General features: G+C 47.1%; 13 protein-coding genes and 1 riboswitch. Of the genes, 11 read left to right on the top strand and 2 right to left on the bottom strand.

The annotated features are described in order from the left end of the window. Positions 1–114 precede the first annotated feature (114 nt). From LRL21_RS38455 to LRL21_RS38430, 6 genes are all read left to right on the top strand, one after another. Entirely contained in the window at positions 115–1,191 is a 1,077-nt protein-coding gene (locus tag LRL21_RS38455) for a response regulator transcription factor (RefSeq protein WP_240421100.1), read from the top strand. Then, positions 1,188–3,005: a cache domain-containing sensor histidine kinase gene (locus LRL21_RS38450; protein ID WP_240421099.1), complete on the top strand. Its 1,818-nt coding sequence runs from the start codon at positions 1,188–1,190 to the stop codon at positions 3,003–3,005. The genes LRL21_RS38455 and LRL21_RS38450 overlap by 4 nt, the downstream gene beginning before the upstream one ends. Before the next feature lie 120 nt (positions 3,006–3,125). After that, positions 3,126–4,091: an ABC transporter permease gene (locus tag LRL21_RS38445; protein WP_240421098.1), complete on the top strand. Its 966-nt coding sequence runs from the start codon at positions 3,126–3,128 to the stop codon at positions 4,089–4,091. A gap of 19 nt (positions 4,092–4,110) precedes the next feature. Then, positions 4,111–4,983, top strand: a complete 873-nt coding sequence (locus LRL21_RS38440) for a carbohydrate ABC transporter permease (protein WP_240421097.1) — start codon at positions 4,111–4,113, stop codon at positions 4,981–4,983. Positions 4,984–5,034: 51 nt separating this feature from the next. Continuing rightward, complete coding sequence (locus LRL21_RS38435) at positions 5,035–6,555, top strand: extracellular solute-binding protein (protein WP_240421096.1); 1,521 nt, start codon at positions 5,035–5,037, stop codon at positions 6,553–6,555. 67 nt (positions 6,556–6,622) lie between these two features. Continuing rightward, positions 6,623–7,393 (top strand): phytanoyl-CoA dioxygenase family protein, encoded by a 771-nt coding sequence (locus LRL21_RS38430; RefSeq protein WP_240421095.1) that lies wholly within the window; start codon positions 6,623–6,625, stop codon positions 7,391–7,393. A 112-nt stretch (positions 7,394–7,505) separates the two neighbouring features. Here the strand turns inward: LRL21_RS38430 and LRL21_RS38425 are convergent, their stop codons facing one another. Next, the gene (locus tag LRL21_RS38425) at positions 7,506–7,712 is read right to left on the bottom strand and encodes a TM2 domain-containing protein (RefSeq protein ID WP_240421094.1); all 207 of its coding nucleotides are present in this window, start codon (positions 7,710–7,712) and stop codon (positions 7,506–7,508) included. 261 nt (positions 7,713–7,973) lie between these two features. Between LRL21_RS38425 and LRL21_RS38420 the strand changes: the two genes are divergently transcribed. Both LRL21_RS38420 and LRL21_RS45925 read left to right on the top strand, forming a co-directional pair. After that, the gene (locus LRL21_RS38420; RefSeq protein WP_240421093.1) at positions 7,974–8,150 is read left to right on the top strand and encodes a hypothetical protein; all 177 of its coding nucleotides are present in this window, start codon (positions 7,974–7,976) and stop codon (positions 8,148–8,150) included. Between the two features lie 277 nt (positions 8,151–8,427). Then, positions 8,428–12,858: an AAA family ATPase gene (locus LRL21_RS45925; protein ID WP_275901104.1), complete on the top strand. Its 4,431-nt coding sequence runs from the start codon at positions 8,428–8,430 to the stop codon at positions 12,856–12,858. A gap of 376 nt (positions 12,859–13,234) precedes the next feature. Here LRL21_RS45925 and LRL21_RS38405 read toward each other — a convergent pair whose 3' ends face one another. After that, positions 13,235–13,606 carry a DUF1904 family protein gene (locus LRL21_RS38405; protein WP_240421092.1) on the bottom strand — a complete coding sequence of 124 codons (372 nt, stop codon included), beginning with the start codon at positions 13,604–13,606 and terminating at the stop codon, positions 13,235–13,237. Positions 13,607–13,857: 251 nt separating this feature from the next. Between LRL21_RS38405 and LRL21_RS38400 the strand changes: the two genes are divergently transcribed. From LRL21_RS38400 to LRL21_RS38390, 3 genes are all read left to right on the top strand, one after another. Beyond that, positions 13,858–14,853 (top strand): PfkB family carbohydrate kinase, encoded by a 996-nt coding sequence (locus tag LRL21_RS38400; RefSeq protein ID WP_240421091.1) that lies wholly within the window; start codon positions 13,858–13,860, stop codon positions 14,851–14,853. Positions 14,854–15,106: 253 nt separating this feature from the next. Then, a riboswitch (cyclic di-GMP riboswitch) is annotated at positions 15,107–15,189 on the top strand. A gap of 132 nt (positions 15,190–15,321) precedes the next feature. Then, complete coding sequence (locus tag LRL21_RS38395; protein WP_240421090.1) at positions 15,322–17,145, top strand: FapA family protein; 1,824 nt, start codon at positions 15,322–15,324, stop codon at positions 17,143–17,145. Positions 17,146–17,341: 196 nt separating this feature from the next. Beyond that, complete coding sequence (locus LRL21_RS38390) at positions 17,342–18,256, top strand: HD-GYP domain-containing protein (protein ID WP_240421089.1); 915 nt, start codon at positions 17,342–17,344, stop codon at positions 18,254–18,256. Positions 18,257–18,259 lie beyond the last annotated feature (3 nt).

Below are 18,259 nucleotides of genomic sequence, written 5' to 3'. Positions count from 1 at the left end.
AGCTGGAGGGAAGGGAGAGGTCCAACTGGGAGGCTGCAATTGACGAAGTGGGATAAATCTTTTACGATGCAGAGAGTGGAAGCGCTTAAAAGGGAGTGACTCCAGTTGTATACGATGATGATTGTAGAGGATGAAACGATTATTCGCGAAGGGCTGAAGAATTGTCTGGATTGGCACTCGCTCGACATTGAAATTATCGGGGAAGCGGCAGATGGGGCGGCTGCTCTCCAACTCGCTAAAGCGATGCTTCCGGATATCGTGTTGACCGATGTGGTGATGTACGGGATGGACGGTATTGAATTCGTAAGCAGACTGCGCGAGGAGCTTAGCGACAAGCAGGTGCAGGTGATTTTGATCAGCGGGCATGAAAATTGGTCCTATATCAAATCGGCACTGCAGCTGCAGGTGACGGACTACTTGCTAAAGCCGTTTGATACGGCAGAGCTGGAGCAGGTGATTCACAAAGCTCGGAAGGCTTGCGATGCCGAACGGGAGCGCAGACTGAGGGATCAGGGGCTCCCCTCTCAACTGCAGGCAGAGCAGGACTATTTTCTGGAGCGTAAGGCCGCATTGGAGACGGCGATCATCGTGGAGCTTGAGCAGAATGATCGAATGAACCGGATCTATTCGGTCCGATTATATTTTGATTGGTTTCGTAAGTTCGAGCGGAATGCCGTACCTTATTTGCAGGCATTTTGCGGAATCCTGTTGATGCAGATCAAGCAGCGTTTCACACTATTCGCCGAATCAGGCTCCACTGATTTTGTGGCCGAAGGGATAGAAGCGATGAAAGGCTGTACCACCGATGAAGAGCTGGAGGAATTTATGATCAATTTGCTTGACCATTTGGCTGAATGGATTCACAGCAAGCCGGACCAACGTAGAACCATACGCAGTATTATGGAGCTTATTCAATCGTTCTATATGGAGGAACTAACGATTTCGTATATTGCAGCCCAGGTTCACTTGTCCCCCAATTATTTGGCCACACTGTTCAAGAAGGAAGTGGGAACGACGCTCAACGATTATGTCACTGCCGTCCGTATTTCACATGCCAAGCGTCTGCTCTCGGAGGGCAATCTGCTCATTCAGGAAATTGCCGAGAAGGTCGGCTACAAGGATGTCAAATATTTCACGAAGCTGTTCAAAAAAGAGGTCGGACACAGTCCGAGAGCGTACCGCGAGCAATGATCAGGCCTACACTTCTGCGCCGATTGCTGCTGCTTGACGCCCGCATTAAACTAAGGCATAAGCTGTTGATCGCCTTCATTCTGATCGTGCTGATTCCAACGCTCAGCATTGGTTTTTTTTCGTACAAAAAATCATCCTCCATCATACAGGAACAGACGAGCCATGCCTATCTGGAGGCGCTTCGCCAAACAACGATCAATATTTCATACCGGCTCAGAGAAGTCGAAAATATTTCAGAGCTTATTTATACGAACGAAAAGCTGCAAAAAATTGTTCGCAAGGCTGCTGTACAGGAGCTTTCCATTTCTGAAGTGTATGAGGATTATAAAAGCCTGACAGAAATCATCACGAATTTGGAAAAAAACCGCAATATATTTCGAATCCGCCTGTTCGTTCCAGACAATCCGTTATATGCAACAGAAAACCGTAATATTTTTCCTGTTAATGCTGTAGATGCACAAAAGCTGAATGAGGAGCTGCTCAGCCAGCCGGGATTTATGAAATGGAGCTTTGTGGGTCAACAGGCGTACTTGTCGAACGGCATCAAATCAGTGCTGTCGCTCAATCGGCTGATGAAGGATTTTGAACAGGTGAATAATGTACTGGGTGCTGTTGCGATTGATGTTGACGAGAATACGTTGAACGAGGTACTGCGCGATATGAGCTTGTCCCTTCCTTACCAAGCGCTGCTGGTCAATAAAGATACGGTGATTACGACCTATACGAACAACAAGTCGGATCAGTTATCGATCAGCTGGGACATGCTGAGGAACAAGCTGCAGAGCCACCCGCTTCCTTACAAAGGTTATGAGAAACTCGTAATCGACGGCAAATCGTATCTGTACCTGGTCCATCCTGTCGATCAGCTGGATTGGAGGCTGGTAGTACTTATACCTACGATAAATATTACGGATCAAAGTACACTGCTCGGTTTTTTTATTTCGATTTTGACTTTAATTCTGGTAGTGGCTGCCATTTTATTATCGATCGTGCTGTCGGACAGAATTACGCGTCCCATCCATATTTTGGCTGATAAAATGAAAGGCATTGAGCAAGGGAACTTTGGAGAAATGGTGGAGGTCACCGGCCATGATGAAATATCACTGCTGCAAAGGCGATTTAACCGGATGTCAACCGAAATTAACAGCCTCATTGAGGAGGTTTACAAAATCACGATCAGCAAGCAGCAGGAGGAAATGAAGGTGCTGGAAAGCCGCATTAACAGCCACTTTCTATACAATACCTTAGATACGGTCAAGTGGATGGCCTTTCGCAATAAGGAGCCGGATATCGTTCAGATCGTGACAAGCCTGTCCAAGTTTTTCCGAATCAGTCTGAATAAAGGGAATGATGTGCTGACAGTGGATAAGGAGCTGGAGCATGTGGCCGCCTACATGGATATCCAGAACGTCCGGTTTAACGGTCAGTTAGGGTATTACCCTGCTATTGATGCCGAGCTATTGGGCTTGGAAATCATCAAGCTGATCCTGCAGCCTATAGTTGAGAATGGCATCATACATGGTGTGAACAGAAAAGTCGACAAGAAGGGGAGTATCGTCATTCGTGGGGTTATTGTCGGGGATTTCATCGAATTTATGGTGATTGATGATGGGGTAGGCATGGATGCGGCTGCAAGGGATCGTCTATTTACTTCTTCCACTACCGGGTATGGCCTACGCAATGTTCATCAGAGATTAGTGCTTACCTATGGTCCGGATTGCGGGGTCAGGGTCTGGAGCAAGCCCGGTATGGGCACGGCTGTCAAGCTGATTTTGCGCAAGGAAAGAAAGGCACTTCCAATGGAAAGAGCGTAAGATAAGACACCTATTCGTAGGTTTGCCCCGTTACGGGGGCTTTTCTTTTTGTGTATGATAATTGATGTAAGCGGTACCAACGCATGTACAGCTGCAAGATAGAGAGGAGGGTTACCGTATATGGAAGGTGTGAACGCCAATAGGCAGCAGGAAGAAACAAGGAAGGGAACAAAGGTCCGACCCAGAACGTGGTGGAAGGATTTGCGGCAGGATTACGATCTGTACTTGCTGCTGCTGCCGGGCTTGATCGTATTGCTGCTTTTCAAATACACACCGATGTTCGGTGTTGTGATTGCGTTCAAGGATTACAATTTGTTCGATGGCATATGGGGCAGCCCCTGGGCGGGATTCACGTATTTCGAAGAGCTTTTTGCTAACCCCAAATTTTACACCGTGCTGGTCAATACGTTACTGATCAATCTATACAAGCTGGTGTTTCAATTCCCGCTGCCGATAATCCTTGCACTGATGATTAATGAAGTGCGTCATTTGCCCTTCAAGCGGGTTACCCAGACGATTACGTATTTACCGCATTTCTTGTCATGGGTTATTATCAGTGCGATATTCATCAACCTGCTTTCACCGGAGACAGGAATATTAAGAGAAATATTCGCCTTGTTCGGCATGCAGCATGTATTAATTATCGCAGACGAGCGGTTTTTCCGCAGCTTGCTGGTGGTATCGGCAGCCTGGAAGGAGACGGGTTGGTCCTCGATTATTTATTTGTCAGCGATCGTATCGATAGACCCGCAGCAGTATGAAGCAGCCAAGATGGATGGGGCAGGCAAGCTGCGGCAAATCTGGCATGTAACCCTGCCTGGTATTCGCAGCGTTATCGTATTCATCATTATGCTGCGGATCGGCCACGCTTTATCGAATGATCTGGAGCAAGTGCTGATGTTTTACAGTCCGCTTGTCTACAATGTTGGTGATGTTATCGGAACCTTTGTGTACCGTGTCGGGCTTGGAGAGATGAAGTACAGCTTCACAACGGCCATTGGGTTGTTCCAGTCGTTGATCGCCATGATCCTCATTATAACCGCCAACGCAGTAAGCAAAAAATTTGGCGAGCGCAGCTTATGGTAAGGAAAGGAGGCGGTTAACCGTGCGCTTGAAAACCAGAAACGAAGTCATGTTCGAACTGTTGAATTATATCCTGCTAACCTGCATCATCCTCACTTGCCTGATCCCGGTGCTGAATATTGTGGCCAAGTCGTTCAGTGGCGAAGCCCATGTACTTGCGGGAGACGTGTTTATTTGGCCGATTGGGTTCCAGCTTGATGCTTATAGCGTAGTACTCGGCAGCCAGAAGTTTGTAAGCTCCTTTTCGAACTCGGTATTTATTACCGTGGTTGGCTCTTTGATTAATGTCACACTGACCGTGTTCACAGGCTACGCGTTGTCGCGCAGCAGGTTAAGAGGGCAGAAGGTGATCATGATGCTGTATGTGTTCACCATGCTGTTTGGAGCGGGACTCATTCCCACTTATTTGGTCATCAAAAGCCTGGGGCTGCTGGACACCTTGTGGTCATTAATTATTCCGACCCTCGTAAGTCCATTTAATATGATTATCGTCCGTTTGTTCTTTTTCAATATACCTGACAGCCTGGAGGAATCGGGGAAAATGGATGGAGCGGGCAACCTGCGAATTTTGTTCTCCATTATGCTTCCGCTCGCAATGCCTGTGGTCGCAACGATAGGACTATTCTGCGCGGTAGAATACTGGAACAGCTATTTTGATGCTTTGATGTACATTAATAATAGTAAGCTGCTGCCGCTTCAGGTGTTTTTACGGGAGATGCTATTGAGTGCTTCGGATGCAAGCAACAATATCGATATGCTGTCGCAGGTTCATGTATCCCAGGAATCGATTCGTGGAGCTACGGTGGTTACGGCAACACTGCCGATTGTGCTTGTGTATCCTTTTTTGCAAAGATATTTTGTTAAAGGCATCGCGCTTGGAGCCGTAAAAGGCTAATATAAGCAATCATAAATGCGACTTGAAAAAATGAAATGGGGGGGCATAAACATGAAGTTGATGAATCAAAAGAGAGTTGGCGGTGTTGTATCCACCGTGATGCTCTGCACGGCCTTGGCAGCCTGCAGCGGAGGAAATACAGCACCGAGTGCAGGTGGGACAGCAGCAGCCGGTGGAGGCAAGGATAAGCCGGTAATCAAGGTGCTCGGTCCCAACAATATGGAGGAGTTTCCGACGGGGAGCGATGTGAACAACAATGAGATGATCAGCGCGATTCGTGATAAAACCGGCTTTAACGTTCAGTGGGAGCTCCAGCCCAAGGATGCTGAGGCAGCCAAGCAGAAGCTTAACGTCATGATGGCTTCGGGGGAGACCCCTGACATTATTATTCTTAACGATAAGGCGACATTCGGCAGCTTTTTGCAGCAGGGACTGTTAACACCGCTCGATCCACTGCTTGATGAAGTCGGTAAAGATGTCAAAGCTACACTGACACCCGATCAATGGAAATCAGCTTCCTACAAAGGGAAGATTTACGCAGTTCGGACTGTTAATTTCGGTGTGGGCACTAAAGGATTGCTTGCCCGAAAAGATTGGCTTGAACCATTAGGCATCAAGGAACCGAAGACATTAGACGAGTTCTACAACATGCTGAAGACAGTTAAGGAGAAAAAGCCGGATGCAGTTCCTTATGCAGTTCCTTATGCAGGTGCGTTGGCGCAGGGTGGAGGGGATTTGTCCAGTCTCGAGGTTATAGCTGGCGCTTTCGGTCAGGCTGTCGATTACACGGCGAAGGATGGCAAGGTCGTGTACAATGCGGTAGAGCCAGAAGCCAGGGAATTTCTCGCTTACACTAACAAGCTGTACAACGAAGGATTGCTGGATAAAGAAGCATTGGTTAACAAAAATGATAATGTGAAGGAAAAGCTGGTCAGCGGAAAGGCGGCTATGTCAACCATCGGTTGGGCTGATGCCAAGGTTATTGGCGATGCGATAAAAACGAAGGACCCAAGCTCCAACTTAATGTATATCGATCCACCTACGGGCAAGAACGGAATATCCGGTGTGGCCAAAGGGCAGACGACTGTCAAATATTTCATCATTCCCAAGTTCAGTAAAAATGCTAAAGCCGCTGTTGAATTCCTGAATAAAATGACCAACAAGGATCTGATTGATTATATTTCCTTCGGTGTGGAAGGCAAGCACTACACGAAAAAGGATGGCAAATTTATCGCCACACCAGAAGCTGAAAAAATCCGCTATCGCGTCTATTACAACATGTTCGATACGATAGAGCTTGGTTTGCAGCGGATGGAGCAAAAGGGCTTTGCACCTTATTTTGAACCGGTTGTCAAATATTCAAAGCAGGAAAATGTGATCGATCTGGTTCCACCAATTGAAATTGTCGACAAAAAATCAAAGGAGCTTGCCGATCTCAAAAAGGAGTATTTCCTGAAAATCATTTCGGGTGCACTGCCGCTTAGCGCTTATGACGAGTATGTAGCGAATTGGAAAAAAGCCGGTGGTGAAGAGGTACTGAAGGCATTGAGCGATGCCTACTTACAAAAATAACTCAGGGCACGTGAAATAATATGAAATCATTCATCAGCAAATAAGCTGAACCCGTGGAGGTAGGACTATGAAAAAGCGACTAAATTTTCTTTCCCATGAGCAGTTGGAAAGCTACAATGCAGCAGGTTATCTCGTACTTAAACATGTATTTACCGAAAAAGAGGCACAAGTACTTCAAGCGGAATGCGATCATCTGCTCGAGCTGAAGCAGTATACCACGCACGGAAACATTCGTGTTGCACACCGTAATTACCCGGACGGCAAGGTTATGATTGAAAAGATGGACCCCGTGCACGATCTTTCACCTGTCTTTGCCTCCTTGGTAAGGGATGAGCGCATTCTGGACCCGATTCGTGATATTTATCTGGATGAGCCGCTGCTGTTCAAGGATAAATTGATTTTTAAACTCCCTGGGGCAAACGGATACACCATGCATCAGGATGCTGCCTATTGGCAGGGCTTTCAACCCGATGGCTTGATTTCGGTTATGGTAGCAATCGACGGAGCGAGCACAATAAATGGTGGTCTGGAGCTTTTCCCTGGCTACCATGACCGATTACGTTCAACGCCGGGCGAGCTGCGGAATATGAATCAGGAGGAGATCGATGAGATTGATCCGTCGACCGGTCAGATTGTCGAAACCGAGCCTGGTGATATCATTATATTCCACTCCTATACTCCGCATCAGAGCGGCGCTAACAACTCTGAAATTAGCCGCAAACAGCTTTACTTGACCTACTCACCAGCGAAAAATGGTCAGCTTTATAAGGCGCATTATCAGCACTACCAGCGCTATGTTTTAAAAGGTAAAGATCCGAGTGTGTATCACTTCTTATAATGAATAGCATGAAATTGAATGATAAAAAAGCTTGGCCAAGTATGCCCCGTCGCATACGGCCAAGCTTTTTATCATATGTAACACGAACCTTACGGGCATTATGGGTTACCAATTAAGCATTAACGTATTTGCTTTGAAATTCTTCATCAGTCTTAGTCAGGTAAAGGATACCTTCGATCAAACCGATGAGTCCAGGAATACCAGTCCAGCAGAACAAGAGGTAGACAATACCTAAACCAATTTTACCTAAGTAAAATTTGTGAACACCAAGGCTTCCCAGTAGAATCGCGAGAATACCAGCAGTTGTTTTCGATTTCATGTTAAATTTCGCTCCCTTATCGTTCTTTTTCTTGCCCTTGCAAGTTATTTTCATCTTATCGTACTAGTTCTAAAAGCACATCTAACTAAAGTTATAGACGCATAAATTTATCAAAAATAATCGAAATTTTTTTGAAATTTGTTTGTTTTTACGGGTTTTAGTACTTTGGTTACATTCCTTTTGCATGTTTAGACATTATACTAGCTTTTGTGCCGCATATTGTGCGAATTGTGGCGTATTATACAAAAGGGGATGGATAGGATGTTGAAGAAATCATTACTACAATTCATGGTTCTAGCTTTGTTGGTTGCTATGGCAACGGCTTGTGGAACGACAGTATCCAGCAATGATGTTAATGAGTGTGTGAAAAGCGGTGTCTCCAAATCGGATTGTGAAAAAGCAATGAAAGAGATCCAGGACCTGCAAAAAGCGAAATAAATATCGGAACAGCAAAAAACCGTAACTCTACTTAGGCAGAGAGCTGCGGTTTTTTTGCTGTTCCAATCAGCTATGACTTTGAGTAAATCAGCTATAAAGGATGTTATATATCAGCAAAGGGTCATTTTATTATAAATTCTATGATAGAAATAGTCACATTGACTATAACTTTAGTTACAGCGAGCATCAAAAGGTGGTAAAATAAATAAAAAACAGGTTGGATTTAAATTGGACTCGAAAGGGTTTAAGTTATGTGAGGACTACAAAGGGAGGCTCCATGACGAATATTAAGAATACGACATTGCGCAATAGGTTGGATGGAATCGTATGGGATGTCCAGCCTTTTATATATACAGCTGTAGCCTTGGTCGAGATGGTTGAACGGATACATAGGAAGCGATGGGTTATCCGCGATTTGAGTCCAGATGCGATTATGCTGCTCGACCTCAATAAGGCATCGCTTATAGAGGAGCGCAAGCTAAAGTATGCGTACCTGTCACCTGAGCAAACCGGCAGGATGAATCGAACGCCAGATGCACGCAGTGACTTGTATGCATTAGGTGTTATTTATTATGAGATGCTTGCTGGCTGCTTGCCTCTGCAAGCAGATCGAGCGGATGATTGGCTGCATGCCCATCTGGCCATCGTACCTAAACCGCTTGGTGAGGTGCGTCCCGATCTTCAGGGGCCGCTTGCAGACATCGTGATGAAGCTGCTGTCCAAAACACCGGATGAACGTTATCAGAGTGCATCGGGACTACTGGCAGACTTGAAGCACTGTGTCTCTCTATTGGAGGAGACCGGTGAAATTATGCCGTTTAGAATTGGCATAACAGATGATGCAGCCCGCTTTCAGCTGCCAAGGGTACTTTTCGGCCGTGAGGCGGAAGAGGCGGAGCTGTGGAATGCTTACGAGCAGACTCATGTCGGCGGGCCGGCATTTGTCTGGGTTACAGGCCGCTCAGGCAGTGGCAAGACTACACTGGTTCGACAACTGCAGCTCCCTGTTATGCGAAGGGGAGGACGGTTTATTGCCGGCAAATGCGATTTAATGAATCGGGATATACCCTACGAGCCCATTCTTCAGGCACTGCGAAGTCTGGTTCGACAAATTTGGCAGGAATCTCCCGGGCAAATTACCGCATGGAAAAGCCGGCTGGCCACAGAGCTGGGCTTGTCGGCCAGCATTATTGCCGAATTGATCCCGGAGGCGACACCTCTTCTGGGAGAGCTTTCTTCTGTAGAGGTTTTGCAGCCTGCTGAAGCCGTTGTCCGTTTCCGCTGGTTATTTTCCGCGTTTCTCCAAATATTTGCAGACACCGAGCAACCTCTCGTAATGTTTCTCGATGACCTGCAATGGGCTGATCCGGCTACACTGGACATACTGCGGGAATGGGTACAGGAATCCACTCTTCAAGGCTTTATGCTTATTGGTACGCATCGGATCGAATCAGATTCAAGCCATAGTGGGGATGGAGAAGAACATGCAGCCGCATGGTTGAACAAGTTCTTGTTACAGCCTATGGAAGATGGCAAACGATTGAAATTGATCACGATGGGATCTCTGCCCTTCACACAGGTCAACCTATGGGTAGCCTCTGTACTGGGTGGGGAACTATCACGCTCGCGTCGGCTGGCTAAGCTTTTGTATCAAAAAACAGGGGGAAACCCTTTATATCTGCATCGTTTGTTAGACAGCCTGTATCGTGAGAAGAAGCTGACTTTTGATGCCGAGCAGGCCTTTTGGACATGGAATGAAGAGACTATTAAGGAGCTGCCTGATGATCAGGATGTGCTTCAGCTTATTGGTGCCCGTATCCGTACCTTGCCCTCAGAAACGATTGAGCTGCTTGGTATTGCAGGGGCGATGGGACAGAGGTTTCGGTTGTCGACAGTTGCTTTGGTTAGTGGCAAGCCGCTAACGGAGCTGCAAAAGATTGTACAGCCGTTACTGGAGGAAGGCTTGTTGTTTATGGAATCGGATACGCTGCTGGATCAGGCTGAGGACCGTTTGTACAGCTTTATGCACGACCGGATTCAGCAAGCGGCATATGCGGTAGTCCCGGAAGAGGACAGGGCTGGTCTGCATAGGAATATCGGCTATATGCTGCAGTTGCAGGCTGAGCCCGGTCACGAGGAGCAAGTGCTTTTTGAACTTATTCATCATCTTAATTTAGGGATTCGTGAAATTAAGGATCAAGCAGAACGGAGAAAGCTGGCCGAATATAATCTTCAGGCTGCTCTGAAATCAAAGGCGACAACGGCTTATGTGGTGGCGCAGCATTTTTTGGAAACCGGTCTGCTGCTGCTGGGTGAGGATGAGTCAGGAACAGATCCATTGTTTTACAGGCTGCTGTTGGAGCTATCGGAATGTGAATACGTAGGTGGTCGTCCTGATCGAGCGGAGGAGCTGCTGCAGCGTTTGATGGAGCGTACTGTGGACCCACTGCAGCGCTCTGGCATATATTTGATTCGGGTGGCTATGTACGCTTATCTGAAACAAGAAGATAAAGCTGTGGCTGTCGGACTGCAAGGACTTGGGGAGCTCGGCTGGAGTATTTCCGCGAAGCCGTCCAAAGCCGTTATTGGACATGAAATGATCAGAACGTTCTGGGCCTTGAAGCGTAAAGGTGCAGAGCTGCAGGAGCTGCCTATCAGTACGGATCCGATGCATCGTGCCTTGTCCGATTTGGTCATGGCTATTGCAGCCTCCGCATTTATTTCCAATCCTGAGGTTGCTGCTTTGCTGTATGCCAAATTCGTTCGTTATGGACTGCAGCATGGGAATAACGAAGCTTTTACGTTTATGCTCGTTGCTTTCGCGATGATCCAGGGCATAGCGCTTAATCGCTACAGCTTTGCTTATCAACTGCTGGATGTCGCTTTTCAGTTATCGGCTCAATTTGAGAACACGAGCTTTAAATGCCGGCTGCATTTTGCAGCTGGTCTCATTGAGCAATACCGCGATCCGATTAAAGCCGCAGAGCATTTTGAAAAATCTGCTCGCTATGGTCTGGAATCCGGGGATTTGACCTTTGCCGGATTTTCAGTATCTCTGCGTATTCTCAATCACACTGGTGACTTGCGCGATTTGTCTGCATGCGTTTCTGTTTATGAAGCCACCTCTTGGCCGCTGCTGGATGAGGTTACACGGAACCTGCTGCGAATTACTCGCAGCTATATAGATGAATTGGAAGGTAAGCCTGGTGTCCATATGGAGCTGGATGAGCTGATGAACGGGGATCTTTCCAATGTGACACAGAAAAATCAGGCTTTTTATGCTTGCACCTCGAAAATCCAGATCGCCTACTTAAATGGAGCTTACCGAGAAGCATTGAGCTGGGTAGAGCGTACGAAGTTCAACTCCCATCAATTAACCTTGTTTCAACTCCGCAAGCAGCATTTTTATCAGTCCCTTTCATTAGCATCCTTGTATGAAGAGGCGCCCCTGGACGAACAACGAAGTATTCGAACGGAATTGGGCAAGCAGCTCCGCTCGATGAAAAAATGGACTGAGGGAGACGTTCAGCGGTCTGCGTCTTACCTGCTGATCCTGACGGAAACCATGCGGGTCAAAGGTGATAAGCTGGCTGTGACGAGTGGTTATGAGCATGCACTGACAGCTGCACGTGAGGAAAGAAACGTGATGATTGAGGCTTTGGTATGCGAACGGATGTCCAGCTGGTATCGGATGTCCGGGATATTGACAGCAGCCGATGCTATTCTAGCCGAGGCTTGCTCTGCTTACTCACGGTGGGGGGCGATTGCCAAGGCCAAGCAGCTTCGTGAGCATTACTCAGGACTGTCTGCCTATGCGGATGGTTCAGCAGCCCAAGAAAAGGAAATTTCTTCCCGACCACTGGAGCTGTCGATGACTCATTACGAACATAGATCGGATGAATACAGTGTTGATGATGTGGATGAGGATGAACGGGAGTATTTACTGTTCAGAGACATCGACAAATCGGTGATGAAGCAGGCTGCCGGCTGGCCAGGCGGTGTTGGAGAGGGCAGCCTTATGGAGCGTTTTCTGGAGTCGGCGATCCGTTATGCAGGTGCGGGTAAAGGATATGTGCTGAGTATGAGCAATGCCGAGGGGGCGTTGTTTACCATAGAGGCAGCAATAGGAATTCAACCAGTCGTTGAAGCGGAGCGAGCTGACTATGCGGCTACGGTTGTTCGTTATGTGGTGCGTACAGCCGAGCGAGTCGTTCTGGCAAATGCCTCATTGAGTCCATATATGACAGATCCCTACATTCGTGGCAGTCAGCCGCGATCCATATTGTGCATGACACTTCCGCATCCGGGAAAGCGACATCCTTATATTCTTTATCTGGAAAATAATTTGGTATCAGGCATATTCAGAGAGGATAGGCTGGATGTACTCGATATACTGTTCTCAAGAATGGTATATCTGGAATCACTAGGTATGCCTCTCAGGGACACTTCAGCCGAGGAGGATCCGGAGGATAACTATAATGAAGCGACACACTCAGCCATACAGCCTTTGCTCGATTCACTGACAAACCGTGAAGCCGAGATTTTACGTGTGTTGTCTTCAGGGTTATCGAACAAGGAAATCGCAGTTCATTTTGGTTTAACAGAAGGAACAGTTAAGAATCATGTGTTTAACATCTACAGCAAGCTGGGTATCAAACGAAGAGCTCAAGCGATTGCAAGGGCGAGAGAACTGCGTATTCTGGACTAGCCGGGCATGTCTAACAGAGGCTGGGTTACTTGAGGTGGAGTAGCAAAGCGGCAAAATTGACAAGTTGTACAGGAGCATAGTGTGAGCAGCAGTAACCAGAGCCTTCAGGTTCTGGTTATTTGTGCTGCCTGCTGAAAGTCCGAATCAATTTAGGAGGTCATTCACTCGTCGGTGTGATGTCAGCACGTTATGCGGTCAAGCATGCCCAATTTGGCAGCTATTGGCCCTAGAAAGGCGATGGGATTGCTGGGATAACGGCCGCAGAGCAATGGGGTTTTACGAGCCAGAAGCTTGTACTGTGGCTGCAAGCGCAAATTGTAGACGAATAAAAAACGATTGCGCCGCTCGTGAATAGGGAGGGCAATCGTTTTGAAATTCAGGATAGCTCTAATTTATGTTTGAAGGCAGGCTCCGTATCTTCATCAGCTTGACGGTGTGCTATAGGCTCACCATTTTTATAATAAACATAGGGACTCAACAAAATAAAGAAGATATGAACATGCTCATAGCCGGACTCCCGCAGGATTTGATTAAACTTGGCTGCTACAGCGTCATGAACCTCTTGTTTTCTGGGGAATAACAAAATCTCCAGACTAAGCGGCACCTGTGAGATAGCTTCCGTGAGCAGGGTTTCGATCTTGACCATACTTTTGTCGATTTGAACAAGCTGAGCAAATTCTTCTATTAGACGAGGTGCGACGGAGTGTAAATATTCGTTGGAAAATCCTTTGAAGCGCAAATAAGGCATGCTGTCGGTCTCCCTTATTTTTAAGAAAATGCAGGTAAGGTCTACCTGTGACTTTGGTTAGTCCAAATCGTACTATGGTTTGAGGCGGTTGTCAATGTGGTCACTGCTCATCTTGTGGAGGATTTATGAACAACAAGCAATGAGGAATGTCTTATACCTTTGGTAACATTTTGTGCTATGATTATATAAATGAAAGGTTCTTAAGACCTAATTCAATTAAGGGGAAAAGTAATATAGGAGGGTGCATCGGTATGTTTACATTGAGACCCAAAAAAATAGTTTGCTATGGAGAGCTATTGACGGGATATAGCCTCACGGATCAGGAACAATCGGATGGGGTTGATTCCGCTATTCAGACCGCTAGTGGAGGAACACCTGCCTATGTAGCGGCGGCTATAGCGAAGCTTGGCGGTGATTCGCGTTATATAGGAAAGATCGGGAACGATGCGTCCGGATTGTATTTGCACAGCGAGCTTAAGGCTGCCGGGGTGGAGGCTGCACTCGTCGGGACGGATGCGGCGAGGGATAGTGTGGCAAGGACGGAGTGGAGTGGAGCTCAAGACGATAATTTTGGAATTCGACTGGAGTCTGATCAAGAGACAAGTGTGAACGATAAGACCTCGAAGCTGGCAGAATTCGATGAAGCCTGGCTGGATGACGTTGCTGTGTATCATTATGGATCTGCGCCTCTTAATGAAGGATTGTCACAGACCTCGGCTCTGGCAGTGGCACGCCGTATTAAAGCGGCTGGAGGTCTGACCTGCTGCTGTCCCAATTCGAGTGCCTTTCTATGGCCCGATAAGGAAACGATGCGGCAGGACCTGCGAAATCATATCGGGACAGCCCATATCGTGAAGATTAATGAGGAAGATGCTGCGGCTCTTACTGGCCTGGAACCTGCGGAAGCCGTCCAGCTGCTGCTGGATATGGGGGCCAAGGTGATTGTCGTCACTTTAGGTGAATATGGCTGCTGTGTTGTTACCCGCCAGGCCATGACCTCGATCCCGGGCATTCGTGTCAAATCGGTTGATCCGTCTGGAGCCGGTGACAGCTTTGTCGGTGCGATGCTGCTCAAGCTTGCGGAGCATGGAGCGACTGGAGAAAAGATCGAAACCATATTGAACGATGAAGAGCAGGTGCGTTCGATCTTTTCTTTTGCCAATAAAGCAGGTGCCATGACAACGACGCGTCATGGTGTGTTCGCTGCGCTGCCGACGATGGAGGAATTGGAAGGTATGGAGGAGTAGCGAACGATTGCACACAAAGATTACACTGTTTCGATATGAACGTATAAGCGCTTCCATTTTATCGGGTAAAATCGACAAAAAGTTCCCGGTATTTATAGAAATCATTTGTCAAAGTGCTGTAAGAATGTTACTATTTAGTCATATAATTATCGGTTTCTTGGTACTTCCGAATTATACTTAGCCTTAGGCTACAGGCATTTAGTTCTAAATGAAAAAAAGCTATATTCTTACATTTTTTGCAACGATCACTCACATACGATAAAGGCAAACTTGCTGAAAGGCAAGGACGCAAAGCAATGGACCTAAAGATATTTCTATGGTCGCCATGCCACCGAAAATGGGAGAATACGGATGAGCTTAGTGAGATGAGGCATCTTTCCCGTTAATTGGGGAAGGTGTCTTTTTTTGTGAATCCGGATAGTGGAAAGGAAGACGAAAATGACCATTCCAATCAAACAAACTGAGAGCATGAAATTGTCACAACCGCTGTCAGCAGCCCCTAAAGTCGATAAATCCTCCTCCAAGCCAATAAAGGTGCCAGGTAGTGGTAACGACGAACAGAATTGGATTTGGGTCCACAACGATCATATTCATGTTCAGGTGGGCACAACGAGGGGGGCGCTGCCTGTTATCGAAGCCAGACACCCAATAAGCTTGATTATGGACGGCGAATTGGTTGAGGGCCCCTACACCGTTAAGGGTAATGAACGAATAGAGTGGAAAGTTGAAGAGGAGCCCTTGTTCCAGATTCTTGTATCCGAGGATCAGATGAAAGCATTTTTGATTGTACGCCATACCCAGCTTGTTCAACCCAGGTTGAAAAACACAGAGCCAGCCTCTAAAGTGACACTTGAGCTGGATCGGGAAGCAGGTGAGCTGATTCGCAAATTGGAGCTGGCTGAGGTTACTCGGGAGCTGGCCGAGTTATCCATCTCGCACAATCTGGATATCGGGAGTATTTTTCAAGAGCTGCAGGAGCCTACCTATAAGCCTGTTCTCGTTGCACAGGGGAGCTATCCCGTACCAGGTAAAGATGCGCGCATGGAGCTGTTTTTTACTGAAGCGGTGGAAAGGAGTTTTATGGAGGTCGATGGCGGAATCGATTATCGAAACTCCCTGAAGATTCCATCCGTCCATAAAGGTCAGGCGATTGCCAAAAAAATCAAGGCCGTCGACGGTATCACAGGCTATAATGTACACCGTCAATTGGTGATTCCCCCCAAGCCGCAGGATGTAGTCGTTATAGCCAGAGAACACGTGGAGCAGCAAGGTGATACTTTTATCGCAATGAAGGAGGGCAGACCGCGATTAACGGGCACCCATACTTTGTACTTGGATATTTCAACCGCTTACATTGTTTCAGGTGACGTGAATCTGAGTACGGGCAATATTGTATTTTCAGGTGATGTGATGGTGTATGGCGATGTTACGGAAAATATGACGATTGAAGCGCTCGGTACGATTTATGTAGCTGGCTGTGTGTATAATGCTGTATTGACGGCCACAGGAAGCATTATTGTAAAAGGTAACGTTGTGAAAAGCAAGCTGTTCGCGGGTTGCTGCGGTGAAAAGGTCGTTCGTATTCAGGAAGGCTCACGTGCATTGTCCGTGCAGCTGGAGCAGCTGATGGAAGCCGCCAGGCTGTTAACCGATCAGGTCAGGCAGAAGGGTCAAAATGCTGCTTTTGGACAAGTTGTCAAATTGCTGGTGCATAATAAATTTAAGGAAATTCCGAAGCTTCTCCCTAAGCTGCTTATCGATGTCCATAGCATGCCGGAACAGGATCATGAGGCTTGGCAGTATTTGATACAGAAGCTGAAGATGTTCAGCGATGCATCCAGGATTTATTCACAGGAATCTGAGGAGTTATGGATGAGTCTGCTCTACGATCTGAAGCAAACTGTCGATAAGATCGACAATATGAAGGAAACGCATGTAAAAATTGATATCGATCAGTGTCATCTTTCTACCCTGCAGTCGCAAGGAGATATCCTGATCCGTAAGGAGGGTGTGCTGCAAAGCGATCTCCGTTCAACAGACAATATTATTTTTTATCATAATGATGCGGTGTGCAGAGGGTCCCGACTGGAGGCGGACGGCATGATATCGGCATCAATTGTTGGAGGCGTCACAGGCTCCTTGTCACAATTAAAAGCGAAAGATAAAATCATGCTTCGCAAAATGTATGCGGGGCGCGTATGTGTCGATAACTTTTGTGTTGATGTAATCGATGTAATCGAGAATCAGACCATAGACAAGGTCTGGATCATGCGGCAGCTTCGAACTTCTTAAGTGATAGAGAAACAGTGAACGCGGAGCGAACGTTATTCTGACCTATGACGGTTAAAGAGGGGGAAAAGTCATATCTAAGAAGAAATCGAATCCATTCGATGAGTATAAGGGGCGGCGAATTAACAAAAATATTTATACCTCCCAAAGTGCCCTGCTGCTTCCCGCATCGACGCTGCTGAATGAGAAGTCAAGCCGTTTGCTGTCGCAACACTGTATTCATCTCAGCCCGGAGGATTTGGAGCCGGCATTGGATGAGATGGAGCAGATCATGGATCAGTCGGTCATGGAAGTGAAGCAGATATTTTCAGAAATTGAGCACAGTGGGTACATTCCATTTGAGAAAATCAAGCAAACCATACTGCCCACGCTTTGTGACCTGTCCAAGGATTTTGGAATTATCGGATTTATGCTTACGCTACAGCGAGTAGACGATTATACGTACCGACACAGTGCGGGCGTAGCGATGATGGCGGCGATGATTGGACGCTGGATGAAGCTGCCCGAGGAAGAAATCCCCCGCCTGGCGATGGCAGGGATGCTGCATGATGTGGGCAAGCTGTTTATTTCACAGGCAATTTTGCAAAAGCCTGGCCGCCTGCTGAGTGAGGAATATGAACAAATGAAGCTTCATCCGGAGCTTGGTTACGCGTGCTTGATGCGTCAGCCGGAAGTGGATGGACGAGCTGCTCTGGTCGCTTTACAGCATCATGAACGGGAAGATGGCAGTGGCTATCCGCTCGGTATCAAGGGCTCAGAGATGGATCCGTGGAGCAAAATTGTAGCTGTTGCGGACGTCTTTCATGCGATGACCTCGAAGAGGGCCTACAGGGAAGAGCTGCCTTTGTACGAGGTATTAAGAAACATGTGGGTACATGCCTATGGGGCCATGGATCCCCTTGTTGTGCACAGCTTTATGGAAAAGCTGATGATTTATTTAATAGGTTGCGAGGTTGTGCTATCGGATGGACAGCTCGGTAAAATCGTGATGTTAAATGATAAAAATCCGGTAAACCCGTTAGTTGAAGTGGAGGGAGGCTTTATTGATCTCAGTCAGGAGCCAACCTTATATATTGAGAAGCTTTTTAAGGTGGAAACAGAGAGCGAGGAGTAAGAG

This window comes from Paenibacillus periandrae, from assembly GCF_022458865.1.
Classification (GTDB): domain Bacteria; phylum Bacillota; class Bacilli; order Paenibacillales; family NBRC-103111; genus Paenibacillus_S; species Paenibacillus_S periandrae.
The sequence above is the reverse complement of the archived record's forward strand: the minus strand, read 5'-3'. Positions and strand labels throughout refer to the sequence as shown.